General features: G+C 32.0%; 26 protein-coding genes and 1 pseudogene. 16 read left to right on the top strand and 11 right to left on the bottom strand.

The annotated features are described in order from the left end of the window. The first annotated feature begins 496 nt into the window (after nt 1-496). Entirely contained in the window at nt 497-838 is a 342-nt protein-coding gene (locus tag ACFSSE_RS12670; protein ID WP_379040137.1) for a hypothetical protein, read from the top strand. Between the two features lie 145 nt (nt 839-983). Here the strand turns inward: ACFSSE_RS12670 and ACFSSE_RS12665 are convergent, their stop codons facing one another. Together ACFSSE_RS12665 and ACFSSE_RS12660 are read right to left on the bottom strand one after the other, a co-directional pair. Continuing rightward, the gene (locus ACFSSE_RS12665; protein WP_379040139.1) at nt 984-2,255 is read right to left on the bottom strand and encodes a M16 family metallopeptidase; all 1,272 of its coding nucleotides are present in this window, start codon (nt 2,253-2,255) and stop codon (nt 984-986) included. 1 nt (nt 2,256) lies between these two features. Then, nucleotides 2,257-3,492 carry a M16 family metallopeptidase gene (locus tag ACFSSE_RS12660; protein ID WP_379040140.1) on the bottom strand — a complete coding sequence of 412 codons (1,236 nt, stop codon included), beginning with the start codon at nt 3,490-3,492 and terminating at the stop codon, nt 2,257-2,259. Nucleotides 3,493-3,759: 267 nt separating this feature from the next. Between ACFSSE_RS12660 and ACFSSE_RS12655 the strand changes: the two genes are divergently transcribed. The 3 genes from ACFSSE_RS12655 (at nt 3,760) to ACFSSE_RS12645 (ending at nt 7,415) form a co-directional block, all read left to right on the top strand. Continuing rightward, entirely contained in the window at nt 3,760-4,722 is a 963-nt protein-coding gene (locus ACFSSE_RS12655; RefSeq protein WP_379040141.1) for a helix-turn-helix domain-containing protein, read from the top strand. 93 nt (nt 4,723-4,815) lie between these two features. Beyond that, complete coding sequence (gene lnt, locus ACFSSE_RS12650) at nt 4,816-6,282, top strand: apolipoprotein N-acyltransferase (protein WP_379040142.1); 1,467 nt, start codon at nt 4,816-4,818, stop codon at nt 6,280-6,282. Beyond that, a complete protein-coding gene (locus ACFSSE_RS12645) occupies nt 6,279-7,415 on the top strand; it encodes a T9SS type A sorting domain-containing protein (protein WP_379040143.1) in 1,137 nt (378 codons plus the stop codon). Before lnt ends, ACFSSE_RS12645 begins: the two co-directional genes overlap by 4 nt. Nucleotides 7,416-7,561: 146 nt before the next feature. Here ACFSSE_RS12645 and ACFSSE_RS12640 read toward each other — a convergent pair whose 3' ends face one another. Further along, complete coding sequence (locus tag ACFSSE_RS12640; protein ID WP_379040144.1) at nt 7,562-7,858, bottom strand: YgaP family membrane protein; 297 nt, start codon at nt 7,856-7,858, stop codon at nt 7,562-7,564. 211 nt (nt 7,859-8,069) lie between these two features. Here ACFSSE_RS12640 and ACFSSE_RS12635 point away from each other — a divergent pair, with 211 nt between their 5' ends. The 9 genes from ACFSSE_RS12635 to ACFSSE_RS12595 all read left to right on the top strand — a co-directional run bounded on the left by ACFSSE_RS12635 (nt 8,070) and on the right by ACFSSE_RS12595 (nt 17,827). Next, entirely contained in the window at nt 8,070-9,347 is a 1,278-nt protein-coding gene (locus ACFSSE_RS12635) for a DUF2130 domain-containing protein (RefSeq protein ID WP_379040145.1), read from the top strand. 135 nt (nt 9,348-9,482) lie between these two features. Continuing rightward, the gene (locus ACFSSE_RS12630; RefSeq protein ID WP_379100953.1) at nt 9,483-10,331 is read left to right on the top strand and encodes a carboxypeptidase-like regulatory domain-containing protein; all 849 of its coding nucleotides are present in this window, start codon (nt 9,483-9,485) and stop codon (nt 10,329-10,331) included. A 40-nt stretch (nt 10,332-10,371) separates the two neighbouring features. Beyond that, on the top strand, nt 10,372-10,701 hold the full coding sequence (locus ACFSSE_RS12625; RefSeq protein ID WP_379040148.1) for a DMT family transporter: 330 nt from the start codon (nt 10,372-10,374) through the stop codon (nt 10,699-10,701). A 283-nt stretch (nt 10,702-10,984) separates the two neighbouring features. Next, nucleotides 10,985-12,166, top strand: a complete 1,182-nt coding sequence (locus ACFSSE_RS12620; protein WP_379040149.1) for a sodium:proton antiporter — start codon at nt 10,985-10,987, stop codon at nt 12,164-12,166. A gap of 232 nt (nt 12,167-12,398) precedes the next feature. Continuing rightward, on the top strand, nt 12,399-13,238 hold the full coding sequence (gene mreC / locus ACFSSE_RS12615; RefSeq protein WP_379040150.1) for a rod shape-determining protein MreC: 840 nt from the start codon (nt 12,399-12,401) through the stop codon (nt 13,236-13,238). Then, the gene (mreD, locus tag ACFSSE_RS12610; RefSeq protein WP_379040151.1) at nt 13,231-13,743 is read left to right on the top strand and encodes a rod shape-determining protein MreD; all 513 of its coding nucleotides are present in this window, start codon (nt 13,231-13,233) and stop codon (nt 13,741-13,743) included. Before mreC ends, mreD begins: the two co-directional genes overlap by 8 nt. Next, on the top strand, nt 13,743-15,665 hold the full coding sequence (mrdA, locus tag ACFSSE_RS12605) for a penicillin-binding protein 2 (RefSeq protein WP_379040153.1): 1,923 nt from the start codon (nt 13,743-13,745) through the stop codon (nt 15,663-15,665). The genes mreD and mrdA overlap by 1 nt, the downstream gene beginning before the upstream one ends. A gap of 3 nt (nt 15,666-15,668) precedes the next feature. Continuing rightward, nucleotides 15,669-16,928, top strand: coding sequence for a rod shape-determining protein RodA (gene rodA, locus ACFSSE_RS12600; protein WP_379040154.1), 1,260 nt, complete (start codon nt 15,669-15,671; stop codon nt 16,926-16,928). Between the two features lie 269 nt (nt 16,929-17,197). After that, nucleotides 17,198-17,827, top strand: coding sequence for a carbohydrate-binding family 9-like protein (locus ACFSSE_RS12595; RefSeq protein ID WP_379100950.1), 630 nt, complete (start codon nt 17,198-17,200; stop codon nt 17,825-17,827). A 120-nt stretch (nt 17,828-17,947) separates the two neighbouring features. Here the strand turns inward: ACFSSE_RS12595 and ACFSSE_RS12590 are convergent, their stop codons facing one another. Further along, the gene (locus ACFSSE_RS12590) at nt 17,948-18,331 is read right to left on the bottom strand and encodes a GreA/GreB family elongation factor (protein WP_379040156.1); all 384 of its coding nucleotides are present in this window, start codon (nt 18,329-18,331) and stop codon (nt 17,948-17,950) included. A 344-nt stretch (nt 18,332-18,675) separates the two neighbouring features. Next, nucleotides 18,676-18,810, bottom strand: coding sequence for a hypothetical protein (locus ACFSSE_RS12585; protein ID WP_379100947.1), 135 nt, complete (start codon nt 18,808-18,810; stop codon nt 18,676-18,678). Nucleotides 18,811-19,145: 335 nt separating this feature from the next. On the opposite strand from ACFSSE_RS12585, the gene ACFSSE_RS12580 reads away from it, so the two are divergent. Together ACFSSE_RS12580 and ACFSSE_RS12575 are read left to right on the top strand one after the other, a co-directional pair. Next, nucleotides 19,146-19,532 carry a DUF6122 family protein gene (locus ACFSSE_RS12580; RefSeq protein WP_379040158.1) on the top strand — a complete coding sequence of 129 codons (387 nt, stop codon included), beginning with the start codon at nt 19,146-19,148 and terminating at the stop codon, nt 19,530-19,532. 158 nt (nt 19,533-19,690) lie between these two features. After that, nucleotides 19,691-22,183 carry a heavy metal translocating P-type ATPase gene (locus ACFSSE_RS12575; protein ID WP_379040159.1) on the top strand — a complete coding sequence of 831 codons (2,493 nt, stop codon included), beginning with the start codon at nt 19,691-19,693 and terminating at the stop codon, nt 22,181-22,183. Nucleotides 22,184-22,398: 215 nt separating this feature from the next. Here the strand turns inward: ACFSSE_RS12575 and ACFSSE_RS12570 are convergent, their stop codons facing one another. From ACFSSE_RS12570 to ACFSSE_RS12545, 6 genes are all read right to left on the bottom strand, one after another. Then, a complete protein-coding gene (locus tag ACFSSE_RS12570) occupies nt 22,399-22,851 on the bottom strand; it encodes a DinB family protein (protein ID WP_379040160.1) in 453 nt (150 codons plus the stop codon). Between the two features lie 137 nt (nt 22,852-22,988). Next, the gene (locus tag ACFSSE_RS12565) at nt 22,989-23,156 is read right to left on the bottom strand and encodes a hypothetical protein (protein WP_379040162.1); all 168 of its coding nucleotides are present in this window, start codon (nt 23,154-23,156) and stop codon (nt 22,989-22,991) included. 95 nt (nt 23,157-23,251) lie between these two features. Then, a complete protein-coding gene (locus tag ACFSSE_RS12560; RefSeq protein WP_379040163.1) occupies nt 23,252-23,464 on the bottom strand; it encodes a hypothetical protein in 213 nt (70 codons plus the stop codon). 1 nt (nt 23,465) lies between these two features. Continuing rightward, the gene (locus ACFSSE_RS12555) at nt 23,466-23,681 is read right to left on the bottom strand and encodes a hypothetical protein (protein WP_379040164.1); all 216 of its coding nucleotides are present in this window, start codon (nt 23,679-23,681) and stop codon (nt 23,466-23,468) included. Between the two features lie 209 nt (nt 23,682-23,890). Further along, nucleotides 23,891-24,193, bottom strand: a complete 303-nt coding sequence (locus ACFSSE_RS12550; protein ID WP_379040166.1) for a helix-turn-helix domain-containing protein — start codon at nt 24,191-24,193, stop codon at nt 23,891-23,893. Continuing rightward, the gene (locus ACFSSE_RS12545) at nt 24,183-24,521 is read right to left on the bottom strand and encodes a type II toxin-antitoxin system RelE/ParE family toxin (protein ID WP_379040167.1); all 339 of its coding nucleotides are present in this window, start codon (nt 24,519-24,521) and stop codon (nt 24,183-24,185) included. Before ACFSSE_RS12545 ends, ACFSSE_RS12550 begins: the two co-directional genes overlap by 11 nt. 104 nt (nt 24,522-24,625) lie before the next feature. Here ACFSSE_RS12545 and ACFSSE_RS12540 point away from each other — a divergent pair. Next, nucleotides 24,626-24,737, top strand: a pseudogene (locus ACFSSE_RS12540) (transposase); the annotation flags it as partial.

Genomic DNA, 24,737 nt, shown 5'->3' with positions numbered 1-24,737 from the left:
AACTGTAAATCAATTAGTTAATAATTCCGTTTTACGAAATCGGAAATTGTTCGGACAGATATGTAACATATTCCATCTTTTAAAAGTATTCACAAATAGTTTAGAATAATTGTTTAATAAAAATTATTTTAGCGTTTTAACTCCACCAGCTGGCGGATAAATCTTTTTTTCTTAAAAAGAAAAAAGAATACCGCTTCAATTTAATTAAGTTAATGGACTTTTCTATTCACCACGTCATGTCGATCCTCCGGCTGGCGGAGAGACATCTCATTAGCAAGTTCTCTACATATAGCGTCTGACACCTTTTTGTGAGATGTCTCTCTATCGTTCGACATGACGAATGTCTAAAATTAATGACATCAGGTACCGCTTCAATTATTAACGCAAAATAAAAGCCTCAAAACTGTTTTCAAATCAGAAGCTTTTCTAAACATTCTTTTTTCTTCAATAAACATAAAAAACTATCTTAGAAAAATAAAAATTTACATCAATACCAATGACGTTAGCCCAATATATTGATGACATTAATAAACGATACCAACTTGGAAACGCTACCGAACATACTTTTAGAGGAGATTTACAGCAACTTATAGAGAGTTTAGTCCTAAACGTTAGCACAACTAACAAACCTAAAAGACAATGTTGCGGTGCTCCTGATAATATTCTGACTAAAAAAAATATTCCGGTTGGTTTTATAGAAGCTAAAGATATTGGAGATAAAGACCGTAAAAAAAGAACATTAGAATTTGACGATATTTTACATTATCAAAAAATTATTGTTGCACTTTCTGAAACAAACAGATTGATGAAGGAAATTGGTGAAATTGGGATAGCGTAATTAGGTATTTGCGTTAACGATAGAAACGACATTTTTTTTTCCTTCGACTTCGCTCAGGAGGACAAAAAAAGATACCTTTATTAGCGACAGGCAGGTAGTGGATAGCGTTTACTGCCTGCCGCAGGCAGTAAACGCCCAAAACAAACTACATTTTCCCTACTATAATTTTATAAAATTCATTATAGTTCCAATATTTATTGGCTAAAGTCATTAATTCTTTTGGCGTTATACTTTTTACAGTTTTAATATAACGCTCATAATAATCGTAACCTAAACCGTAAAAATGAAGGTTTTTAAACTTTTCTGCGTGTGAGAAAGCATTTTCTAAACTACCTAAAAGGCTGCCCATTAAATAATTTTTTACCAATTGCAATTCGTCTTCTGCTACCAATTCTGTTTTTAAAAGGTTAACCTCTTTCTCTATTTCTTCTAATGTACTTTTGGTAACATCAACCCCAACTTCTGTACTGATAAAGAAATAGCCAGCATGTTGTAATGTTGCTACGCCAGAACCAATTCCGTAAGTATAGCCCTTATCTTCACGAATATTAGCCATTAAACGGCTGCCAAAATAACCGCCCAAAATGGTGTTTAAAATTTGTAAACTAATAAAATCTTGATGGGTGCGGTTTATGGTGGGAATGCCAATACGGATGGCGGATTGCAAAGCATCTTTTTTCTCGGTGTAAACCAATTTATCTGCGGTTGGTTTTAAAGCAACATTAAAAGCAGGTAAAACCGCATCAGATTCCCAATTTCCAAATAAAGCTTCTAAAATGGCAATGGTGTTTTCCTCAACTTTACCAGAAATAATAATGGTACAGTTTGCAGGCTGATAAACTGTTTTGTAATGCGCTAATAAATCTTCTCTATTTACGTTTTGGTAATCTTCTTCAACAGAAGCATAACCATAAGCGCTATTGCCAAACAACGCTTTGTTAAATTCTCTGCGAGCTATCACTGCATTTTTTTCGAGGTTTATTTTTAAATGCTGAATTTCATTACGTAAAAAAGTCTGTAATTCGTTATCCGGAAAAATGGCATCAACCAATAATTCTTTAATAATTGGTAAAGTGTTAGCTAAGTTTTTATTTAAAGAGAATAAAGTTAAAGAGGATTTATCGTTACTATAAGCTGTTTGGTAATAAGCACCATAATAATCTATGTTATCTGCAATTTGAGCTGCCGTAAGCGTACTTGTTCCTTCGGTTAACAAACTGTTTGTAATGCGAGGTAGTAAAGGTTTTTCTGTATCCCAACTAATATTTTGAAAAATAAATTCAACACTTACCAAATCTTGGTCGCCGGCGTTAATGATGTAAACAGGGATATTATTTTTGAGGTAATGTGCTGCTGCTTTTACAAACTTAACATCTTCTATTTGTTTAAAGTTTGGGGCTATGGTTCTGTCTAACATGCTAATTGGCTTTATAAAATAAGGTACTTGCAGCTTCTTTCTTGAAAATTTGTTGAGCGTAATTTTGAATATCGGCTGTGCTAACGGCTAAATAATTCTCTAAATCTGTATTGGCTAAATTGGCATCTCCAAAAAGTTCGTAAAAAGCTAAATTCATGGCTTTATCCAATAAACTAGTTTGTTCAAATGCTTTTGCCGATTCGTATTTGTTTTTAACCTTGGTTAATTCATCTTCGCTAATGGCTAAATCACATAATTGCTTCAGCTCTTGCCAAATCAATTCATCTGCGGTATCCATGTCAATTTCTGGTGATAATCTTCCCTCTATCACAAACATTCCAGTATCTATGCTACCAAAATTATAAGCCTTAATATCAGAAAAAACTTGATTTTCTTTTACTAAATTTCTGTACAACCGAGAAGATTTTCCTTGCGATAAAACATCGGAAATTAAATCGCAAGCGGCATAACCTTCTTCCATTTTACCGGGCATTTTAAACACTTTGTAAATAGCGCTAGATGGTACGTCGGCATTTACTGTTAATTTTCTTTCTGCTGTTTGTATAGGTTCTTTGGGTAAATTACGCTCATACTTTTCTCCTGCAGCAATTGGTGCAAACCATTTATCGCACAACTTTTTCACCTCTTCTAAAGTTACATCGCCACCCACAACCATTATGGCATTTTGAGGATTGTAGTGTTTCTTAAAAAAAGCTTTTACATCTTCTATTTTAGCATCTTCAATATGGCTTAAAATTTTCCCAATTGTAGCCCATTGGTAGGGGTGTTTTTCATAAACTAGCGGACGTAATTTCAACCAAACATCGCCATAAGGCTGATTTAGGTAACGTTGTTTAAACTCTTCACAAACTACATTACGTTGCACTTCTAAGCTTTTTTCTGAAAAAGCTAAACTTAACATTCTATCACTTTCTAACCAAAAAGCAGTTTCTAAGTTTACGGCTGGCAGGGTAATATAATAGTTAGTCATGTCGTTACTAGTAAATGCATTATTTTGACCACCAACACGCTGCAAAGGTTCATCATAAGATGGAATATTTACAGAGCCGCCAAACATTAAATGTTCAAATAAATGAGCAAAACCTGTTTGTTCTGGGTCCTCATCTCTAGCACCAACATCATACAATATATTTAAAACAGCCATTGGCGTGGTATTATCCTCGTGTACCAACACTCTTAAACCGTTTTCTAAAACAAATTTCTCAAACTTTATCATACACTTTTGTTATAGCGCAAATTTATACTTCTAAGGCAAAGGAAAGTCATTTATTTGTTCTTTTTTTTTAAACATAAATGCCAGAAACGCTATAAAGAATTATTTCAAAAATCACTTCTTCAATACCTAAAAATACCTCATATTTTTGATATCAAGGAAATATAAAAGTACTTGCTATTTACTGAAATTTGAATTGATTTTTTTTTAGATAGTTTAATTACTTTTAGAATTAATTTTAAAAAAAACATACCGCAGCAAATTTTTTCAATGAATCTAAATTATTTTGTCGCTCCTAACGAGGACGTCGCCCATGTTATCACTTTATTATCAAACTACTACCCCATCAGCGATTCTTTAGCCGCTGAATTTAAAACACATGCCATTACGGTATCGCTAAAAAAAGACCAGCACCTTTTACACCAAGGAGAGGTTTGTAAATATATGTATTTCATAAAAGAAGGTGCAATGATGGCATATTCTGACCATCATCATAAAAAAATAACTACTTATATTTCTATTGAAAATGAATTTTTAAGTTCCTTAACTGGACTATATGGTGAGCAGCCTTCAAAAAAAGCTATTGTGGCTATAGAACCCACAATTTTACTTGGAGTACATACAGATATACTTTTAGGATGGTATGAAAGGTTTTTTGAACTTAATTATATGATTAGAAAAGTTTATGAAAGTTATTATATAGATGCACAGGAAAGGTCGCATATTGTACGTGTAGGAAAAGCTAAAGAAAGATATGAAAATTTTGTACATTCTAGAAGTGGAGACGTTGATAGATTACCTATTGAATGTGTAGCCTCCTTTTTAGACATGAAACCAGAAACTCTGAGCAGAATTAAGAAAGATATTGCAGAGCAAACCGATAGCGGAGATATTGAAGATGTTTTTTTTACTATTGAAAATTTTATTAAAAGTGATGAAATATTTAAAGACAAAACAATTACTTTGTTAAAGTTTTCAAAAAAAATCGGGATAAATCAAAAAAAAATAAAAGAAGTTTTATCACTTAAACATAAGTTAAATTTCTCTGATTGGATAAACCAATATCGTGTAAATTACTTTAAACAATTAATTAGCAAGAATCAAAATCTACAAAATTTAACTATTGAAGGTTTGGCTTTTCAAGCTGGTTTTAAGTCTAGAAGCGGCTTTTATAAAATTTTCCAAAAACATGAAGGAGTGAGTCCTAAAGCTTATATAGAGGAGATAAAATAAGAACAACAATGTCTCCGATGTAAACGGGTACAAGTTAAACTATTTGAGATAATTTGAAAGATATAGTTTTGCAGATTAATACAGCTACTTTTTATGACCCTCAAATTTCATCATGCCATATTAGCAATTTTATCTGCTATAGGTTTGGTTATATCTGTATTTTATACCATCCCTATTTTGGGGATGGTATGCTTAGCTCCTCTTCTTATTTCTTTAAATAAGGTAACAACTAAACAAGTTATAATTAGTGCAAGCTTGTTTAGTTCTGTTCATTTTATATTTCTTTTTTATTGGATGCCTTTTTCTTCGTCCACATTCACCGGAAGTATTTATTATGGCATTTTCGCCAATCTTTTTTCGACAATTTTGTTTGTTTCATTTTTTACATCCCTTTTTTTTATTGTACATAAATTATCAAACGGAATATATAGTTGGAAAGGCATCATCCTATTATCATCAATTTTTACTTTTTTTGAGTTTTTGTGCGATATTGCTTTTAAAACCTTGCCTTGGTATAATTTTCACTTTGGTAATCCTTTTTTAGGTAGCGCCTATACCGTTCAGTTAGCAGAATTTGGTGGTATTTATTTTCTAACATTCTTTATCATTCTAATAAACGGAAGTATTGCGCTTTGTATCAAAAGAACGGAAAATTTTGCTATCGCATCTTTAATTATTGGATCATTTTTTATCAGTAATTATTTAGCACATATCATTGCTTCAGACAAAAATACAGATCCAATCAAAATTAGTTTATTGAACGCAAACATCAACCCAAAGACAAATTGGGAGTTGGGAGGTAATGAAATTGTAGGAAATATATTCACACTTAACCAACAAGCTGCTCTAAATCGGTCAGATTTTAATGTTTGGACGGAATCTCTGGTTCCCTGGACCTATAAAAAAAACGACGATTTTTTAAATGTTCTTCTAAAAGGTTCTTTTCACAAAACAACTACAATTATAGGTATGAATACAGCTTATAATTCTAACACCGTATATAACAGTGTATATGCTATTCACCACAATAATGAGGTGATAGGAAAGTATGACAAAAATTTCCCCCTCACCTTTTTTGAAGCACCATTTTCAAAACACATTACTAAAATGTTTGTCAATAACGGGTTTAGCGTAAAAGAAGGCACCCGGAATACAATTATTAATACTGAGAAAGGTAAGTTGGGTGTTTTTTTATGCAATGAAGCAACAATAGCTCATCATGTATCAGATTTAACTAAAGCTGGAGCTCAGTTTTTAATTAATATGAGCAATGATGGGTGGTTTAAAGATTCCTATATTACCGAGCAACACTTTTATTATAATAGATTAAGAGCAATAGAAAACAGAAGAGACATTGCCATTAACAGTAATTTAGGTTACAGCGGAAAGGTTTCTGCAAATGGAGACATACAGAGATTTGAGAAGAGTGATTTTCCTACAATTCATAATATTTTAATTTTCAAAAATCAATCCTTTACTTTTTACAATAAATATCCAAAAGCATTTATTACTCTAATTTCACTTTTATTTTTAACACTAATATTATTCAAAAAAACATGAAAAAACAATTACTTTTTACCTTCTTATTTTTAATTATTACAAAATTAACATTTGCTACCTTTTCTTCAGGAAATTGGAGATGGCGCAATGATGATGGAAACGAAACTACTGCAACATGGCGAGCAGCAGAAAATACTGCTATACAAGTGAATACCCAAAATGAAGTATTACGCTTAAGAACAGAAATTGGCGTTCCATTAGATATTAATAATAATGGAATGACTTATTCATTTAGCTATCAGTATAGCGTGGATGGAATAAATTTCACAGCACTAACCAAAACAAGTGGTAGTAATGCTTTTGTGATTGCGGCTTCAAATCCAAATGTGATTAATGGTACTGCCACTACTAAGCAATTAAATGGTTATAGTAGCTTTAGTAATTATACATTTACTGCTGGAACTGTTATTGTGAACAATGATTTTGGAAATTACACAATAAGTTCAACTGAAAATCGAAAATATGAACACGAGCTTGTTTTTTTACCTACACAAAATATGGAACCTGGAAAAACTTACTATTTTCAATTAGCCGGCTTCACCCCAGGAGGTAATTCCGTGTTAGCATCTTTTACCACAGCATCAACTTTACCAATTTCTTTAAAAAGCTTATTAGCCAAATCAACAGCAAGTGGGATGAGTATTTCTTGGAAAACAACTTCTGAATTAAACAATAAATATTTTGATTTACAAAGAAGTACGGATGGTATAAAATGGGCTACAATTGCTAAAATTGATGGAAATGGAACTACTAATCAAGAAAACAATTACAATTATATAGATAAAAATGCAGCTAGCGGTATCAACTATTATAGATTAATACAGTTTGACTTTGATGGTAAATCTATTACATCTGGTGTTGCATCAGCAAAGTTTGAATTAGAGAGTGATTTAATCAGTGTTTATCCGAATCCATTTATAGATAATTTAGTGATTAACTTAAAAGGATATGATGGAAAAGTTTTTGATGTTGCTTTATACAATATAAATGGAAAAGTAGTACTTGCGAAAAAGGTAACAGCGTTAAATTCTCAATTGCAATTTAACTTAGAGCAGACTCAACCAAATGGAATTTATATGCTAAAAATAAGTGGAAACGGATTAAATTTAACTCAAAAAGTTACGGCTAAGTAGTTTAGTTAATGATAAGAAGCTTCCTATCTTTAATATAATGTTTAATATTTCACAAAAGATATTAAAAAAAATAAACCCACACAATGAATTAATTGCGTGGGTTTATCATTAAAGAAAGTTATTCTAATAAACTGGAGTAACCTTTTCTAAACAGTTTCTGAAACCACTAAAATAGGTGCTTTTCCTTGTGGCTCACATTCCAATTTTTCTGTAATACTGCAATAACCGCTAATTCCTCTTTGTAAAAGACCAAAGCCTAAAACCAATTCTGTGGTGGCAATTAAAGGGCTAGAGAAAACGTTTCTAATTCCTTTTAAAAAAATATATGTTCCACTAGCAATTGAAAGTATTCTTTCGGTTTTACCAATATTTGTGTAAATGTCTTCTTTAAGTAAAACCTCTTCTAAAGTGTTTTTTACTTCTTCAATTTTATCTGTTATCATGATTTTTGTTTTTAATTTGTATCACACTAAACAATCATAATGCCTAATTAAATTGCTAGTGTAAATAAATTAAAAATTCTATCTTAAAAACTTAAATTTGCTATTCTTAGCTATCAAAATTGAATTAAATTTGAGCTAAACATTTTTATTTAGGTGAGTTATAATTTTTCTATCATCATCATATCAGCCGTTTAAAATATCAACCAAAGTTATGTCAACAACAGTAAAGTGTCCTAATTGCAGTCATTCTTTTCCTATTGAAGAGGTAATGGCCGAAGAATATAAAAAAGGCTTGCAAAAGCAAATGGCTGATTTTAAGAAAAAGAAAGAAGATGAAGCACAAAAAGAGCGTTTAGAATTTCAGAGAAAAGAACAAGAATTATTAGCCAAACAAGCCCAGCAAGAACAAGTTTATCTGAAAAAACTAGATAACGAAAAGATTTTATTGCAAAAGCAATTAGAAGATACTTTGAGAAAAAGTATTGGTTCTGATTTTGAAAACCAGTTACAAATGCTGCAAAACAGCAATAAGGATAACGAGGAGAAATTAAAAACTGCCCGCCAAAAAGAATTGGAGTTTTTAAAAAAGGAGGCTGAACTAAAAAACAAGGAAGCCGAATTAGAATTGGCCATGCAACGCAAATTGCAGGAAGAAAGAAACACCCTCTCTGAACAAATTAGAAAACAAGAACAAGATAAAAGTCAGTTAAGAGATACCGAGTACCAATTAAAATTTAAAGAATACGAAAAGCAGATTGAAGACCAGAAAAAACTGGTTGACGAGATGAAACGCAAAGCCGAGCAAGGAAGCATGCAGTTACAAGGCGAAGTGCAAGAGCTCATTGTTGAGGAATTGCTACAAAGTAATTTCCCTTTTGACTTGATTGATGAAGTTGGGAAAGGCGTTAGAGGTGCAGATTGTATTCAGACGATTAGAAATACAACCGGACAGGCTTGCGGTAAAATTATTTATGAAAGTAAACGTACTAAAGATTTTGGTGGCGATTGGATTGAGAAGTTAAAAAAAGATAAAATTGCTACCGGTGCTGATGTGGCCGTTATTGTAACCCAATGTTACCCAAAAGGTATGGATTGCTTTGGCGAAAAAGATGGCGTTTGGATTTGTTCTTTTGAAGAATTAAAAGCAGTTGCTTTTGTATTGAGAGATGGTATCATTAGACTTTTTACTGCAACAAAATCTCAAGAAAACCGTGGTGATAAAATGCACATGCTGTATGATTATTTAACAAGTTCTGAATTCTCGAGCCAATGGAATGCCATTAGCGAAGGTTTTATGAGCATGAAAATGAGCATACAAAGTGAACGTAATGCCATGGAACGCATGTGGAAAGCCAGAGAAAAACAACTGGAAAAAGTATTGTTAAATGCGGTGCATATTAGTGGTTCTGTGGAAGGTATTGCGGGTAAAGATGTGGTTAAACTGAGTTTAACAGCCAATGAGGGTGATGATGCATTTTTTATTGAGTAATTTAATTTTGAATGATAGAAGGATAAAATTATTGTATGATTGAAGGATAGAATGAGGGAATTTTGAATGTTGAATGAGGGAAGGATGGAATGAGGGAATTTTGAATGAGGGAAGAAATAATTTTAAATTATGAAAATGAAAATTAAGCTTTTAGCGATATTAATATTATTTCAAGTAAATGTATTTGCTCAAAAAACGTATAAACTTCTTGATGAAGTAACTAAAAAACCTGTAGCTTTTGCTAGTGTTTATATTGAAGATGAAAATATTAACATAAACTCTGATGAAAAAGGAGCTTTTATTTTAAATTCTCCTAAAAACGTTGAAAGCTTTGTAATGATTAATGCTTTAGGTTATGAAGTAAAGAAAATAAAATACAGTGATTTTGCCACTGAAACTCACTTAAAACCCAAAAGCTTTATTTTAGATGAAGTAAAAGTTAGTAATAGTAAAAATACTCGCCAAATTAATATTGGCACTTTTAAGGGTAATGATTCGGCACATAGCAGTGGTATGAGGTCATTATTTCTTCTTGCTCGTTATTTCCCATATTCTAATGATTATGACAATTACCAATTCATAAAATCTATAACTGTTTTAACAAAAAATGAGATTAAAACAGCGAAATTTAATTTGCGGATCTATTCAGCTCTTGATGGTAAACCATCAACTCTTATCAATCAAAAAAACATTACAGTAGAAGTGAAAAAAGGCAAAAAACTAACAACGATTGATATAAGTGATTTGAATATAATTATGCCAATTGAGGGTGTCTTTATTGCTTATGAATGGTTAGCAATACCCTCAAATTACCACACCAACAAAGCTACGATAACTGACAATTACGGTAATAAAAAGAATGGAATAATGGAAGATTATCAACCTATGCTCTGTACCATATATGAAGCGTCAAATAAAAATACTTGGCGGTATTTTAACAGTGTTTGGAGAAACGGCACTTCTAATCATTTCAATAATAAATAGACCGTACCAGCCATTAGTCTAACTTTAAGCAATTAACAACATGAACTGGATACTATTAATTATTGGAGGTTTATTTGAAACCGCATTTGCTTTGTGTTTAGGAAAAGCTAAGGAAAGCACAGGTAACGATGTTTATTTATGGTACAGCGGTTTTTTGTTGTGTTTAATTATTAGCATGTTGTTACTCATAAAAGCTACACAAACGCTTCCAATTGGCACAGCTTACGCAGTATGGACAGGTATTGGAGCAGTTGGTTCTGTTATTGTAGGGATTTTAATATTTAAAGAGCCTGCTACTTTTTGGCGGATATTCTTCTTATTTACTTTGGTAAGTTCGATTGTTGGGTTAAAATATGTTTCGGCACATTAATAGTTGATAGATGGTTCGATTGTTAGTTTTTTAGACTAACTAACTAACTAACTAACTAACTAACTAACTAACTAACTAACCAACTAACAACCACATTATCAAAATACTCGGGATATTAACTCCTAAAATGCCCCTAAATTTAAAGTTTAACACTCTGCTTTAAATGTCTGCAAATAAAATTACATTAATTATTAACTTGAGCTATTCTTAGCAAGTTTTTCTTATAAATATTTCATAATCATAAAAATCATTTATATTTAGCCATTATAGCTTATTCTAATTTATGACTACATATACTGTTTTAATTATACTTAGTGGACTAGTAATTTTTTCTTACCTGTTCGATATGTTTTCTAAGAAGACCAAAGTTCCATCTGTTTTACTATTGCTTTTTTTAGGAATTGGCTTAAAACAAGTGGTGGTTTATTTTGACATAGAGACATTTAACTTTTTAAAAATACTACCTACCTTAGGTACAGTTGGTTTAATTTTAATTGTTTTTGAAGGCGCATTAGATTTAAAGTACGATAAGAATAAAAATACATTAATTAAAAAAAGCTTTTTTTCTGCTTTAATTATTTTATTACTTACCACTGCTGCAATCACTTATATACTTCACGAGTTAACGTTTTATTCTTATTATTTATGCTTTGTAAATGCAATTCCGTTTAGTATAATTAGCTCTGCAATTGCAATACCGTCTGTTAGTAGCATAAATAAAGAACAAAGGGAATTTGTTATTTACGAATCTTCTTTCTCTGATATAGCCGGAATTATTCTTTTCAATTTTGCAATTAGTAACGATACTTACAACTTTACAGCATTTGCAAATCTTGGGATAGAGCTAGTTTTAATTATTTTATTTGCAGCAGTATCCTGTTTATTATTACTCTATTTGATTGGAAAAATTAGTCATCATGTTAAGTTTTTCTTAATTATATCAATCCTTATTTTGGTGTATGCTATTGGGCAAACCTTCCATTTATCTGCTTTAGTAATTGTATTGGCTTTTGGTTTATTTTTAAATAACTCAGACGAGATTAGAATTCCATTTTTTAGAAAATTTTTCATTTACCCTAATCTTTCCAAAGATTTGGTTCAGCTACATCAGCTATCTGCAGAAAGCGCATTTATTATACGTACTTTTTTCTTTGTCATTTTTGGTTTTACAATTGTTATAAATCAGTTTCAAGATTTCACCCTTATACAATATGGTTTATTAATTTTAAGTGCAATTTATTTAATACGCCTGCTATACATCAAGTTTGTTGCAAAAATGCCTATTACTCCATCAGTATTTATTACACCTAGGGGCTTAATTAGCATATTATTGTTTTATAATTTACCTACAGAAATGCGCATAAATGGTGTGGAAACAGGTTTATTGTTCTTGATAATTTTATCAACCAGTATAGTGATGAGTTTAGGTTTGTTAGGTGCAAAAAAAGCTATTCCTGCAAAATAAATTTAATACATACGTAAACTAGAACAATCATAACGAAGCATTTTTCTATTCTTAGCTATTTTCTATATCTTTGAAAGCTGATATTTATTACATCTAATGTATTTAAATGTTACACAGTAGAGAAAATAAAATGCACCATCATCTTAAAAATTTCGGTATTAAGCGCTTAGTAAAATTTGGTCATCTATTTTTGAATAATAACCTAAATTTAATATCATTTTTATAAGAAACTATGTTAAATCTTTGGAGGTTCATTAGTAGGTTTAATGCCTTTTTCTTTCTCATCATTTACTTAACCATTTCGCTCATATTATTGGTCAGAAATAACGATTTTCAACGAGCAAGCACCTTTAATACCTCTAATCAAATTATAGGAACTGTTTATCAAAACGTGAATACTGTTAATAAATATCTTAATTTGAGTTTAGTTAATGATAGTTTAGCCCGTGAGAATATGATGCTTAGGCAAAACCTAAAATCCTCTTATTTAGACGATAGTTTGGTTACTGCTATCGTTACAGACACCATTCACATAGTTAAGTACGAATACATTTTAGCCGAAGTTGTAAATAAGACCATAACAGCCAGAAACAATTACATCACTATTAACAGGGGTGCAAAGCAAGGTATTAAAAAAGGGATGGGTGTAATTGGCACTAACGGTGTTGTGGGTATTGTTTGGAATGTTTCTGAAAATTTCTCCTCTATACAATCTATACTGCATGAAGATACCCGCATTACATCTTCTATTGAAGGTACACCTTATTTTGGACCGCTAATTTGGGAAGGCAAAAACCCATCTTTAGTTACCTTAACGGATATTCCCAATCAGTTAAATTTAAAATTAAATGCAAAAGTAGTTACCTCCGGCTTAGGGGTGATTTTTCCAAAAGGAATATTAATAGGAAATGTATTAAAATCTGGAGTAAAAGGTGGTGGTAGTTTTTTAGATATATCTGTAAAACTTTCAACCAATTTTTATGCGTTGCAATATGTTTACGTAATTAAAAATAATTTTCAAAACGAACAGCAAGAATTAGAGGCTGCAAATAAGGAGAGCTTAAATGAATAGCTTTATAAAAAACACAATACGCTACATTCTGCTGGTGTTTGTGCAAGTTTTCTTGCTTAAAAATATGGTGTTTTATGGTTTAAATACACCTTATTTGTACATTTTATTTATTTTACTTTTACCTTTTGAAACCCCAAACTGGTTGCTTTTTACATTGGCTTTTTTAATAGGTTTAAATGTTGATGTTTTTAGCGATACCGTTGGTTTGCATGCAAGTGCTTGTACAATTACTGCATTTGTTAGGGTTTTAATAACCAGCGTAACTGTACAAAAAGACAATTATGATAGTGACCCCGAACCTAGTTTAGGCATTATGGGTTTTAGGTGGTTTTTCTTTTATGCTTTGCTATTAACATTAATACATCATTTCTTTTTGCTAAACTTTGAAGTTTTTAGATTTTCTGAAATACCCGCTACATTAGGCAGGGTATTTATAAGTTCTTTATTTACATTATCTTTAATTTTTATCTCAGAATTGTTATTCTATAGTAAGAAACAACGTTAATGAATAGTTTTTTTAAACGTAGGTATATTATACAAGGCCTTTTTATACTTGTAAGCATTATTTTACTGGTTAAACTTTATTATATACAAGTTGTTGACGATTCTTATAAGCTTTCGGCAGATAATAACGTACTTAGAAAATTACTGATTTACCCTGCCCGTGGAGTTATTTTAGATAGAAACGGAGAGGTATTGGTGCAAAACGAACCTGTTTACGATTTAATGGTTATACCCGGCCAAGTAAAAGAAATGGATACTTTAGAGTTTTGTAAACTGATTAAAATATCTAAAGCCGATTTTGATAAAGCTTTTAAGAAAGCAAAAAACTACTCACTTTACAGGTCTTCATTATTTCAAAAACAATTATCAGCATTAACATACGCCGCTTTTCAAGAAAAATTATTTGAATACCCCGGTTTTTATGTACAAAACAGATCTGTAAGGTTTTACCCTGATTCTACAGCTGCACAATTTTTAGGATACATTGGTGAGGTTAACGACCGTGAAATAGAGAAGTTCGGTGTTTTTTATAATCAAGGAGATTACATCGGTAAAACCGGAATTGAAAAATCTTACGAAGATTTATTGAGAGGCCAACGTGGTGTAAGAAACATTATGGTTGATGTGCACAACAGAGAACAAGGAAGTTTTTTTGAAGGAAAATATGACACTGTGGCCGTTGCCGGAGATAATTTAATATCGTCTTTAGACAAAAAACTACAAATGTACGGCGAAAGCCTAATGCAAAACAAAATTGGTAGTGTGGTAGCTATTGAACCATCAACTGGCGAAATATTAGCTTCTATAAGTAGTCCAGGTTACAATCCAAATATGATGGTTGGAAGGCAACGTGGTAATAACTACATGAAATTACTGAAAGATCCTTTTAAACCTATGTTTATCAGACCAATTCAGGCAGAATACCCTCCTGGTTCTATATTTAAAGTGGTGAATGCTTTAGTAGCGCAACAAATGGGTTTAATAAATGAGAATACTTTATTTAATTGCCCAGGTGGTTACCGTTACGGCCGAAGAGGTTTTATGGGTTGTACCCACGTTCATGGTACTATAAACTTAGAAAAATCTATTGAAGAATCTTGCAATACTTATTACGGCTACACTTATTCCAGAATGATTGACCATGCTGGAATGAGGCCTGTAAATGCTTACACAAAATGGCGAGACGCGGTAATGAAATTTGGCATCGGGCATATTTTAGATATTGATTTACCTGCAGAACGTAAAGGTTTAGTACCAACTGCTGAATATTATACTAAAAGTTTTAGAAACGATAAATGGACCTCAAGTTTTAACATTTCATTATCAATTGGCCAAGGCGAATTAGGAATTACTCCAGTACAAATGGCAAACGTAATGGCCATTGTTGCTAACAGAGGTTTTTATTATAAACCACATTTAATAAAAGCCATTGGCGAGAAAAAAATCATAAAAGAAGAATACACCAAAAAGAATTCTGCTGGCATAGACCTTAAATATTTTGATGCAGTTATTGAAGGGATGAGCCGAGTGGTAAATGCGCCAAATGGAACAGCTTACAATGCTAAAATAAACAATATAGAGATTTGTGGCAAAACAGGAACCGTTCAAAATCCTCATGGCGAAGATCATTCGGTATTTGTAGCTTTTGCACCCAGAATAAATCCTAAAATTGCGATTGCCGTGGTAGTTGAAAACGCTGGTTACGGAGCAACTTGGAGCGCTCCTATCGCTAGTTTAATGATTGAAAAATATTTACGCGATTCAATTAGCAGACCAAAATATTATACCGACAGATTAATTAATGCAAATTTATTACCCGGGCAAAAGAAAATTTACGTAAAGCCAAATAACAACGATACCGCTAAAAGTACGCGTAAAATTATACAGCCTGCAGTTTTACCAGATAATAAAAAATCCTTTTAGTAAATGAATAATCAAAGCAGGAATTTTTTCTTTAACGTAGATTTTCTAACTATTCTCATTTATTTATGTCTTTTAACAATTGGCTGGTTTAATATTTATGCTGCTGTTTATAACCAAGATGAGGCTATACTAAACTTATCTAGTAATTCTGGTAAGCAACTTATTTTTATTATTATTTCTGTTATAGTTGGTGTAGTAATTTTATTGCTTGATAACAAGTTTATGTTTACGTTTTCACCCGTTTTTTACGGGATAACCATACTCTTGTTAGTTGCTGTGTTAGTTGTTGGGCGTAATGTAGGTGGTAACCAAGCATGGATTCCTATTGGGAGTTTTAGGCTACAACCATCAGAATTTGCCAAATGGGCAACTAGTTTATTGCTAGCAAGGCATTTAAGCGTAATGAATAGTAAAATGAGTGATTGGAAAACGCTATTGCCCACTTTAGGCATTTTGGGTTTACCAGTATTCTTAATCATTTTACAGCCCGATGCAGGTTCGGCTTTGGTATTTATTTCGCTCATTTTTGTATTATACAGAGAAGGCTTATCTCCTATTTATCTTGTTGCTGGTTTTACAATGGTGTTATTGTTCATTTTAACACTACTATATCCCGAAACTTATATCATCATTGGCTTAGTAGTTTTATTAGCAGTGCTTATTTATAATTTCCGCAGACACAGAAATTTGATAGCCGTATTTATTTCGGGTTTTATTTTATCAGTGCTTTTTATTTTTAGTGTAGATTTTGTTTATAACAATATTTTAAAACCTCACCAAAAGGTGCGTATTGATTTAATTTTAGGTATAGTTAAAGATCCACGAGGCGCTGGTTACAATGTTAATCAATCTAAAATTGCAATAGGCTCTGGTGGTTTATGGGGGAAAGGCTATTTGCAAGGCACTCAAACAAAATTCAACTTTGTGCCAGAACAAAGCACCGACTTTATTTTTTGTACAGTTGGCGAAGAGTGGGGCTTTGTAGGAAGTTTTGTTGTTATTGCTTTGTACATGTTTTTATTAATGCGAATTATCCATATAGCCGAAAGGCAGAGATCATCATTTAGTAGAGTTTATGGCTATGCAGTAGCTTGTATTATATTTTGCCACTTTTTTGTAAACATAGCTATGACGGTTGGTTTAATGCCTGTTATTGGTATTCCGCTTCCTTTTTTAAGTTATGGAGGTTCTTCTTTGTTAAGTTTTACAATTTTACTTTTTACACTATTAAAATTAGATTCTAATAGAATGGGGATTATTTAGGAATTAGAGCGATGTTAATGTTAATAGTAATTTGTCAGGCTGAGCGGAGTGGAAGCCTCATCGCATTATCCTTAGACTACGCTCAGTAGGAGAATTTGCCTGACATTTTATTGTTAACATTACACAAATTTAAATCGTCTTACGTTTAGTTAATTCAATAACCAATAAGATATTGAGATAACCTTTAAAATACTTAAATTCTCTATTTTATAACACGCCTTTATTAATGATGAAAACATTGAAAACCTCCACAAAACAAAATTAAAATTATGATTATCCCATATATATCTAATTTTAAAACTGAACAAGCTTCTGAATTAATGGATAATTTAGAAAGAAATCCAATTAAACACCAATCTTGGGAAGAATTTAGAACAAATATTAAATCATGTTTTACAATAGCTCATACGGGTAATCATTTATTAATTAAATTTTTTTCGGAAGAAAATGAGCTGTGTGCATCAGTAAGAAAAACAAATGATAAAATATGTAATGATAATTGTGTAGAAGCGTTTATTGCATTTGATAACGAGGTTGAATATTATAATTTAGAGTTTAATTGTTTTGGGAACGCTAAAATTGCTTATGGAGGCAGCAGAGATGGAAGAAAACTACTCTTACCCGAAACAATAGCTAAAATTAAAACACAGTCCAGCATAGATACCACTATAAATAATGAAGGAATGATATCTTGGGAGATATTGTTAATTATTCCGAAAGAATTGTTTGAGTTTACACCGATAAAAACTTTCGAAGGCATAATAGCTAAGGCAAATTTTTATAAATGTGGCGATGGATTAACAAAACCTCACTTCCTAACTTGGAATAAAGTTGAAACAACTCATCCAGATTTTCATCAACCGCAATATTTTGGAGATTTAAAATTCTTGAACAAGTAAATTAATTTTATGTTTTAATATAAACAACCGTAACCAAAAAGCGATTATTTATAGCGCATATAACAAAAAAATCAGGGCAAATTTTAACACCCTGATTTTCTCCTAAAATAAAGCCCGAACCTAATGAATGGGTTGTTCTACCTTTGTAATTCTAAATTTTTGTAGGCCATTTGGCATTTCCCACTCTACAAAAGAACCTTCTAAATACCCTAAAACGGCAGCGCCCATCGGTGAAAACACAGAAATTTTTCGCTCTTTCATATTAGCTTCATTGGGCATCACTACCTGAAAATGAAAGGTTTTATTCGCAATTGAATCTTCTATCTCAACAATTGAATTTAATACAATTGCCTTGCTTGGTAAATCACCAGATTTAACAACTTTGGCCAATTTCAACTCATCAGCTAATTTTTGATGATTAAACTTGGACATATTAGCACTATTTAAATGCTTTTCTAATAATTGGTATTCTCTTAAACCAACAATAATTTGCTCTTTTACCATAACAGTAATAATTATAAATCTTAATTTCTACTAAAAAAATTGGGTAATAAATATTGCTTAGCTTTAATTTGTGTTGTTCTACACCTATTAAAACGCTATATAAATTACCTTAATAATTTATACCGCCCCATAATATATAAATATGGGGCTTAGATAATAAAGGCCTTATTATTTGCAGAAAGAATATAAAATACATTACAAAAAGATAATCCACTAATAGCAATTAAACTATTTAAGATATGATTTTTATAAAAAACGAAATGAAAACTATTTTTCACAATAAAATATTTTATTAATTATTTATTTGGAGTAAATAAATGCCCCAAATAAAAAATAAGCGGGGCTTAAATAATAAAGTCTTTATTGTTTTTGAAAAGAATAAATGCGGCAATACGTACACCAATAAATGGAGCAATAAATGTTAAAATAGCAAATCTAACTCCTTGGATTGGGATAGATATACATTTAACCTTAGACATTGCTTTGCTGTTGTACATTTTACTAAGATAAGTATTTTAATCTTTCAGCAAAATTTTGGTGCAAAATCATAAAATTTAGACCAAATTATGACTTAACCAATTTGAATAAAAAATATTTGAATAAATTAGGGCTTGTATCAAATAAATAAATCAGCTTATTTTTAAGCGAACAAAAGCAAATTTTGTAGAAATAGCTTAGCACTAGCCAAAAGATTTACAGCTTTGTAGCCAAAATAAGCCTAAAAAAATATTAAGTAAATTTTAACCAAGCTCTTAATCCTATCAAATTAATTGGTTAAATAATTTTAATATTTGTTACGATATTAGCATCACGAATGCAAAACCTAATCCACTACACTTTACATTTAATATTTCCGGCTTTAATAGCCTACGTTTTTTTCAGAAAAGAATGGAAAAAGGCTTATTTTATTTTGTTGTGCACCCTATTAATAGATATTGATCATTTATTCGCAAATCCAATATTTGCAGCCAATAGGTGCAGTATTGGTTTTCATCCTTTGCATAGTTTATATATAATTCCGGTTTATATAGGTTTACTGTTTTTTAAAAAACCATTACGTATAGTTGCAATAGGCTTACTATTTCACCTCTTTACAGATTTTATTGACTGTTTATTCATTTTTAGCAAATGTAAAGCCTGTGTTGCTAACAATGTATTAGCTAATTTCATTCATAATATTCTAGAATTTTTTGGGTTTTAATATCGCTTAAGCCTTTCTAAATTTAAAGTCAAAAAACAAATTATACAACATAAACTCTTTATTGTATAACTTTTGTATCTACTTGTTTATTAAGTTTGAAACTATCAAATTAATCTTTAAATACTTCATTTTTTGAGGATATTAACTAATTAAAAATCATGAAACAAACATATATAGTTGACGGAATGAGCTGCAATGGTTGCAGAACCAAAGTAGAAAACACCTTAAATACCATTGAAGGTGTTAAAGCCGAAGTCACTTTAAATCCGCCACAAGCAAACATTGAAATGGAAGAAAGTATTTCCTTAACTCATTTACAAGATGTATTGAGCGCAAAAGGAAATTACACCATCCGTACAATGTCTTGCTGTGGAAACAATAATCAGGCGGCGGCACCAAAAAAGCCCGCCGTTGCAATTAAAGGCGCAACCTATTATTGCCCCATGCATTGCGAAGGCGATAAAACTTACATCAAACCTGGTGACTGCCCAGTATGCGGAATGGATCTAGTACCCTCAACAACGGTAAACAAACAAGCAAAATACACTTGCCCAATGCATCCTGAAGTTATTAAAGACCAACTTGGAGATTGCCCAATTTGCGGAATGGATTTAGTACCAATGGAGCCAGAAGCTGATGAAGAAGACATCACCCTAAAAAAGCTAATTAGAAAGCTCAAAATATCGGTAGCATTTACCTTACCCATCTTCATCATTGCCATGTCGGAAATGATTCCAAATAATCCACTATACCAAATAATGGATTTAAATTATTGGAACTGGGTACAATTTGCACTTTCTATACCTGTAGTTTTTTACACTTGCTGGCTATTTTTTGAAAGAGCATGGCGTTCTATTTTAAGTTGGAATTTAAATATGTTTACCCTAATTGGTATTGGTGCTGGTGTAGCATGGCTATTTAGTGTTTTTGCTTTGCTTGTTCCCGATATTTTTCCTGATCAATTTAAAACCCATTTAGGTACTGTTTATGTATATTTTGAGGCAGCAACAGTGATATTAACCTTGGTTTTATTGGGCCAAGTATTAGAAGCGAGGGCGCATGGCAAAACCAATAGTGCTATTAAAGAATTATTAAAACTAGCGCCAAATAAAGCCATTAAAATTACTGACGGTAAAGAACAAGAAGTGGCTATTGATGCTATCTTAAAAGGAGATTTATTGAGGGTTAAACCCGGAGAAAAAATTCCAGTTGATGGCACCATACATGAAGGAGAAAGCACCATTGATGAGGCAATGATCTCTGGCGAACCTATTCCGGTAACTAAAAAAGTAGGCGATAAAGTTATTGCAGGAACTATAAACGGCAATAAATCTTTTATTATGCGTACCGATAAAATTGGGTCAGAAACATTATTGGCTCAAATTATACAAATGGTAGAAACTGCAAGCAGATCTAAAGCACCCATTCAAAAAATGGCTGATAAAATCTCAGGCTATTTTGTGCCAATTGTGGTAATGGTATCGGTAGTTACTTTTATTGTTTGGGCAATTTATGGTCCTAACCCTGCTTATGTTTATGCCATGGTTAATGCCCTTGCGGTATTAATTATTGCCTGTCCATGTGCTTTAGGTTTGGCAACACCAATGGCCGTTATGGTTGGCGTTGGTAAAGGTGCAAAAAATGGCATCCTCATAAAGAATGCCGAAGCTTTAGAAAAAATGAATAAAATAGATGTGCTAATTATAGACAAAACCGGCACCATTACCGAAGGAAAACCATCTGTAGAAGAAATTAAAAGCCATTCTCAAGAATATACCGAAAATGATTTAACAGCTCAAATTGCAGCTTTAAATGCACAAAGCGAACATCCTTTAGCACAAGCAACATTAAATTATGCCAAAGAAAAAAACATAGATTTTAAAGCTGTACAAAAATTTGAAGCCATTACAGGAAAAGGCGTAATTGGCGATTTAGAGCAATTGCAACTGGCTTTAGGCAACCAAAGTTTAATGGAACAAATTGATGCAGAAATTCCTCAAGACATTTCAAAAGAAGTAAATACAGCACAACAAAAAGGCAAAACTGTTTCTTACATGGCCATTAATAAAAAGGTTGTAGGTTATGTAGTAATTAGCGATAAAATTAAAACAACTAGCAAAGCAGCTATACAGCAACTACAAAAAGAAGGCATAAAAGTAATGATGTTTACTGGCGATAATGAAGCTACCGCAAAAGCTGTAAGTGAGACTTTAAATTTAGATGGCTATAAAGCACAAATGCTACCTCAGCATAAATTAGAAGAAATTAAGATTTTACAAGCCGAAGGTAAAAAAGTAGCCATGGCTGGCGATGGAATTAATGATGCTCCTGCCCTATCGCAAGCTGATATTGGCATTGCAATGGGTACCGGGACTGATGTAGCTATTGAAAGTGCTGCTATAACTTTAGTAAAAGGCGATTTAAATGGTATTGCAAAAGCTAAAAGTTTAAGTCACCATGTAATGCGCAACATAAAAGAAAACTTAGTTTTTGCCCTAGGCTATAATATTATTGGTATTCCAATAGCTGCTGGTGCTTTGTATCCTGTTTTTGGAATGTTGCTTTCGCCGATGATTGCCGCTTTAGCTATGAGTTTCAGTTCTGTATCTGTTATTGCAAATTCTTTGAGGTTAAAGAATGCGAAGATTTAGTATAGAGATGATTTTCGTTTAAGCGTTATTGTAATTGTACAAACTCGAACTGTACCTTTGAAGGCCGAAATGTTATACTAACATTTAGTTTTTTTGAGGACACAGACCATGGGGAGCTTAACTGAAATCATCTCTTATTTTAAGACAAGACATCATTTCTTAATTTGAAGAAATACTTTCGCTTAACTCTCTAAACAGTTGTTTTTTTCAATAGCTCAGCAATATTTTTGAATAAGAGCCAATTGACCTGCGTGGTATGCAGTATGTGATACAATTCTACCAAATGCTTCTGCTTTTGTTTTAGCTCCAAATTCTTTAGTAGTTATAACGGTTTCCCAATCTTCGTCTTTTTGTTTTTCAACTATCGTTTGTAAAGTTTCAAATGATTTAGATACATAAGCTTTTAGTTCTTCCAGATTAGTCCATTCGCCAGTATCATATTTATCAATAACAGTTTTAGCAGTTACTTTAACCGTACTATCGCCAAATACATTTTTAGCAAAAAGCAATTCAACATCACCAATATGCCTCATTAAAAAACCAATACTATTTTGGGAAGGTAAAAGTTTTTTCTCCAAATCTGCAGCAGTAATATTTGCTAACTGATTGGTAAATCTTGTTCTGGCTTCTATCCAAAGTTCAAGAAATATATCTGTTTTTGTTTTCATATTATGAGGTTTGAATATCTTTGAATTTTAAGCTTTTCTAATAAAAACATTTGTTAAATAGTCTAGAGACTCAATTTCATTATTAAATCTGAAGAGACTCTTTCGCTTAACTCTCCAGACAATTAGGTTCGTACTTTTTATGAAAGCTGTTTATCACAATCATTTTTAACTTTTTTCGGTTCTGTTTTTGACTTCTTCAATTTATAGTCTAAAATAAACTGGCTAATTTCTTTTTTTTCTTTTTCTGTTAAAGGTTCGCTTTGAATAATAAAGTCAACCCCTTTTGGTTCTCTTATAAATCCCATAATCTTAAGTTTTAAAATATTTTTCAACTAGTAATTTTGCTGATTCGGTCGGAATTATTCTGTGTCCGCCAAAATGGTATGCTCCTAATGATTCTTCATAATGATTTATCAATTTTTTTTGCTGTAAAAGCAACAAAACCGTCAAAACCATATTGAAATGAAAGTTTGCAAGCGAATGCAACTAAATTACCTGCTACGCCTTCATAGAGCTTATTTCGTCCAATATTAAAAGGCGCATTTTCCAAAAGGTTCATAAAAACATGGTCGGCTTCTTTTGTGATACTTAATAAACCTTGAACTATATCCAAATTATTGGTTATTGTCAGTTTGTACTTCTTTAGGATCATCTTTCAGTTCGGCTTTCCAATTGAAATTCCAGCCATTTTTAACTGTAATACTTTTGCTGTCCTTTAATGTAAATCTTGCAACTTCCGTTTGGAAACTGTCGCCAGAAATAGTGTTTTGGATGGAATTGGTAAGTTTGTCAAGCACAAAATCCAATTGTATTTCCTGCTTATTTTTCATTGCGTTAATTTACGAAAATATTTCCAATCAGTAATATCCTTGCTGTCGGTAAGTATGACACCTAACAATTGGCGGGTTTGAGAAATTGCGAAATTGCTTGCAGAACCTTTGTCGCACCCCACAAAACTAAATAAAAAGAAGTGAAGGAAGTGAGCGCACTTCGCTCGCAATTTTGCAAACCTGTGGTTATAGCCAGTACTGTTTTTTTGTTAAACCTGAAGAGTCAATTTTAAATGTCCGCCTAAACCTTTCTGAATGATTTTCATTAAAGTAGAAAGCCTAATATCAGATGCGTCATTTTCGATTCTTGAAATATAGGATTTGTTGGTTCCGCACTTTTTAGCAAGTTGTTCTTGTGTCATTCCCAATTTAGTTCGGGCTTCTTCAAGCAATGCACCAAGTCTGAAAGCTTCAAATTGTTGTTCCCATTCTTCTCTTTTCGGATTTCCTTTTGTTCCGTATTTTTTGTCAAGAATTTCGTCTAATGTTGTGATATTCTTTTTAGTTGTCATTTTGATATTCCTCCATTATTTTAAGTGCCTTTTCGATTTCTTGTTTTGGTGTTTTTTGACTTTTCTTATGAAAACCGTTTCCTAAAACGACTAAATTTCCTTTATCAAAAAAGGAAAATATTCGATATATATTGCTACCTACTTCTACACGGATCTCGTAAAGTCCTTTTGTTCCTTGCATATGCTTAAAAAACTTTTCAGGAACTTTCGGAGTGACTTTAATCAGATTTAAAGTCCATTCGATTTTCGCCTGCACTTTGTCTGTCTGGCTTTCATAGAAGTCGAGGAAATAGTTTTTGTAAGCAATTACTTGTCTGTCATTATTCACAAGTCAAAGTTAACTATTCAGACAACAAATTCAAAATGTTTTCTAGGCGGTTCTATCGGGTAGTATTGGCTATAACGGTTGGCTAGTTTAGGCAGAAATGGCACCTCAGCAATGAGGAATTCATCAGACGGTTTGCCTTGCATATTTTACCCAAACGCTTTGTGAAGATGAGGCATTATGGCTTTTTGAGTAGCACTTGGAAGCGGGAGAAATTGA

This window comes from Pedobacter alpinus (genome assembly GCF_042684645.1).
Classification (GTDB): domain Bacteria; phylum Bacteroidota; class Bacteroidia; order Sphingobacteriales; family Sphingobacteriaceae; genus Pseudopedobacter; species Pseudopedobacter alpinus.
The sequence above is the reverse complement of the archived record's forward strand: the minus strand, read 5'-3'. Positions and strand labels throughout refer to the sequence as shown.

Coding starts and splice junctions, on each gene's coding strand:
- rodA (WP_379040154.1), top strand. CDS start 15,669: ATGAATAATCAAAGCAGGAATTTTTTCTTTAACGTAGATTTTCTAACT.
- ACFSSE_RS12575 (WP_379040159.1), top strand. CDS start 19,691: ATGAAACAAACATATATAGTTGACGGAATGAGCTGCAATGGTTGCAGA.
- mreD (WP_379040151.1), top strand. CDS start 13,231: ATGAATAGCTTTATAAAAAACACAATACGCTACATTCTGCTGGTGTTT.
- ACFSSE_RS12670 (WP_379040137.1), top strand. CDS start 497: ATGACGTTAGCCCAATATATTGATGACATTAATAAACGATACCAACTT.
- ACFSSE_RS12620 (WP_379040149.1), top strand. CDS start 10,985: ATGACTACATATACTGTTTTAATTATACTTAGTGGACTAGTAATTTTT.
- ACFSSE_RS12585 (WP_379100947.1), bottom strand. CDS start 18,810: ATGTCTAAGGTTAAATGTATATCTATCCCAATCCAAGGAGTTAGATTT.
- ACFSSE_RS12640 (WP_379040144.1), bottom strand. CDS start 7,858: ATGATAACAGATAAAATTGAAGAAGTAAAAAACACTTTAGAAGAGGTT.
- ACFSSE_RS12595 (WP_379100950.1), top strand. CDS start 17,198: ATGATTATCCCATATATATCTAATTTTAAAACTGAACAAGCTTCTGAA.
- mrdA (WP_379040153.1), top strand. CDS start 13,743: ATGAATAGTTTTTTTAAACGTAGGTATATTATACAAGGCCTTTTTATA.
- ACFSSE_RS12590 (WP_379040156.1), bottom strand. CDS start 18,331: ATGGTAAAAGAGCAAATTATTGTTGGTTTAAGAGAATACCAATTATTA.
- ACFSSE_RS12570 (WP_379040160.1), bottom strand. CDS start 22,851: ATGAAAACAAAAACAGATATATTTCTTGAACTTTGGATAGAAGCCAGA.
- ACFSSE_RS12555 (WP_379040164.1), bottom strand. CDS start 23,681: ATGAAAAATAAGCAGGAAATACAATTGGATTTTGTGCTTGACAAACTT.
- ACFSSE_RS12660 (WP_379040140.1), bottom strand. CDS start 3,492: ATGATAAAGTTTGAGAAATTTGTTTTAGAAAACGGTTTAAGAGTGTTG.
- ACFSSE_RS12580 (WP_379040158.1), top strand. CDS start 19,146: ATGCAAAACCTAATCCACTACACTTTACATTTAATATTTCCGGCTTTA.
- ACFSSE_RS12550 (WP_379040166.1), bottom strand. CDS start 24,193: ATGACAACTAAAAAGAATATCACAACATTAGACGAAATTCTTGACAAA.
- ACFSSE_RS12630 (WP_379100953.1), top strand. CDS start 9,483: ATGAAAATTAAGCTTTTAGCGATATTAATATTATTTCAAGTAAATGTA.
- mreC (WP_379040150.1), top strand. CDS start 12,399: ATGTTAAATCTTTGGAGGTTCATTAGTAGGTTTAATGCCTTTTTCTTT.
- ACFSSE_RS12655 (WP_379040141.1), top strand. CDS start 3,760: ATGAATCTAAATTATTTTGTCGCTCCTAACGAGGACGTCGCCCATGTT.
- ACFSSE_RS12565 (WP_379040162.1), bottom strand. CDS start 23,156: ATGGGATTTATAAGAGAACCAAAAGGGGTTGACTTTATTATTCAAAGC.
- lnt (WP_379040142.1), top strand. CDS start 4,816: ATGACCCTCAAATTTCATCATGCCATATTAGCAATTTTATCTGCTATA.
- ACFSSE_RS12645 (WP_379040143.1), top strand. CDS start 6,279: ATGAAAAAACAATTACTTTTTACCTTCTTATTTTTAATTATTACAAAA.
- ACFSSE_RS12625 (WP_379040148.1), top strand. CDS start 10,372: ATGAACTGGATACTATTAATTATTGGAGGTTTATTTGAAACCGCATTT.
- ACFSSE_RS12665 (WP_379040139.1), bottom strand. CDS start 2,255: ATGTTAGACAGAACCATAGCCCCAAACTTTAAACAAATAGAAGATGTT.
- ACFSSE_RS12635 (WP_379040145.1), top strand. CDS start 8,070: ATGTCAACAACAGTAAAGTGTCCTAATTGCAGTCATTCTTTTCCTATT.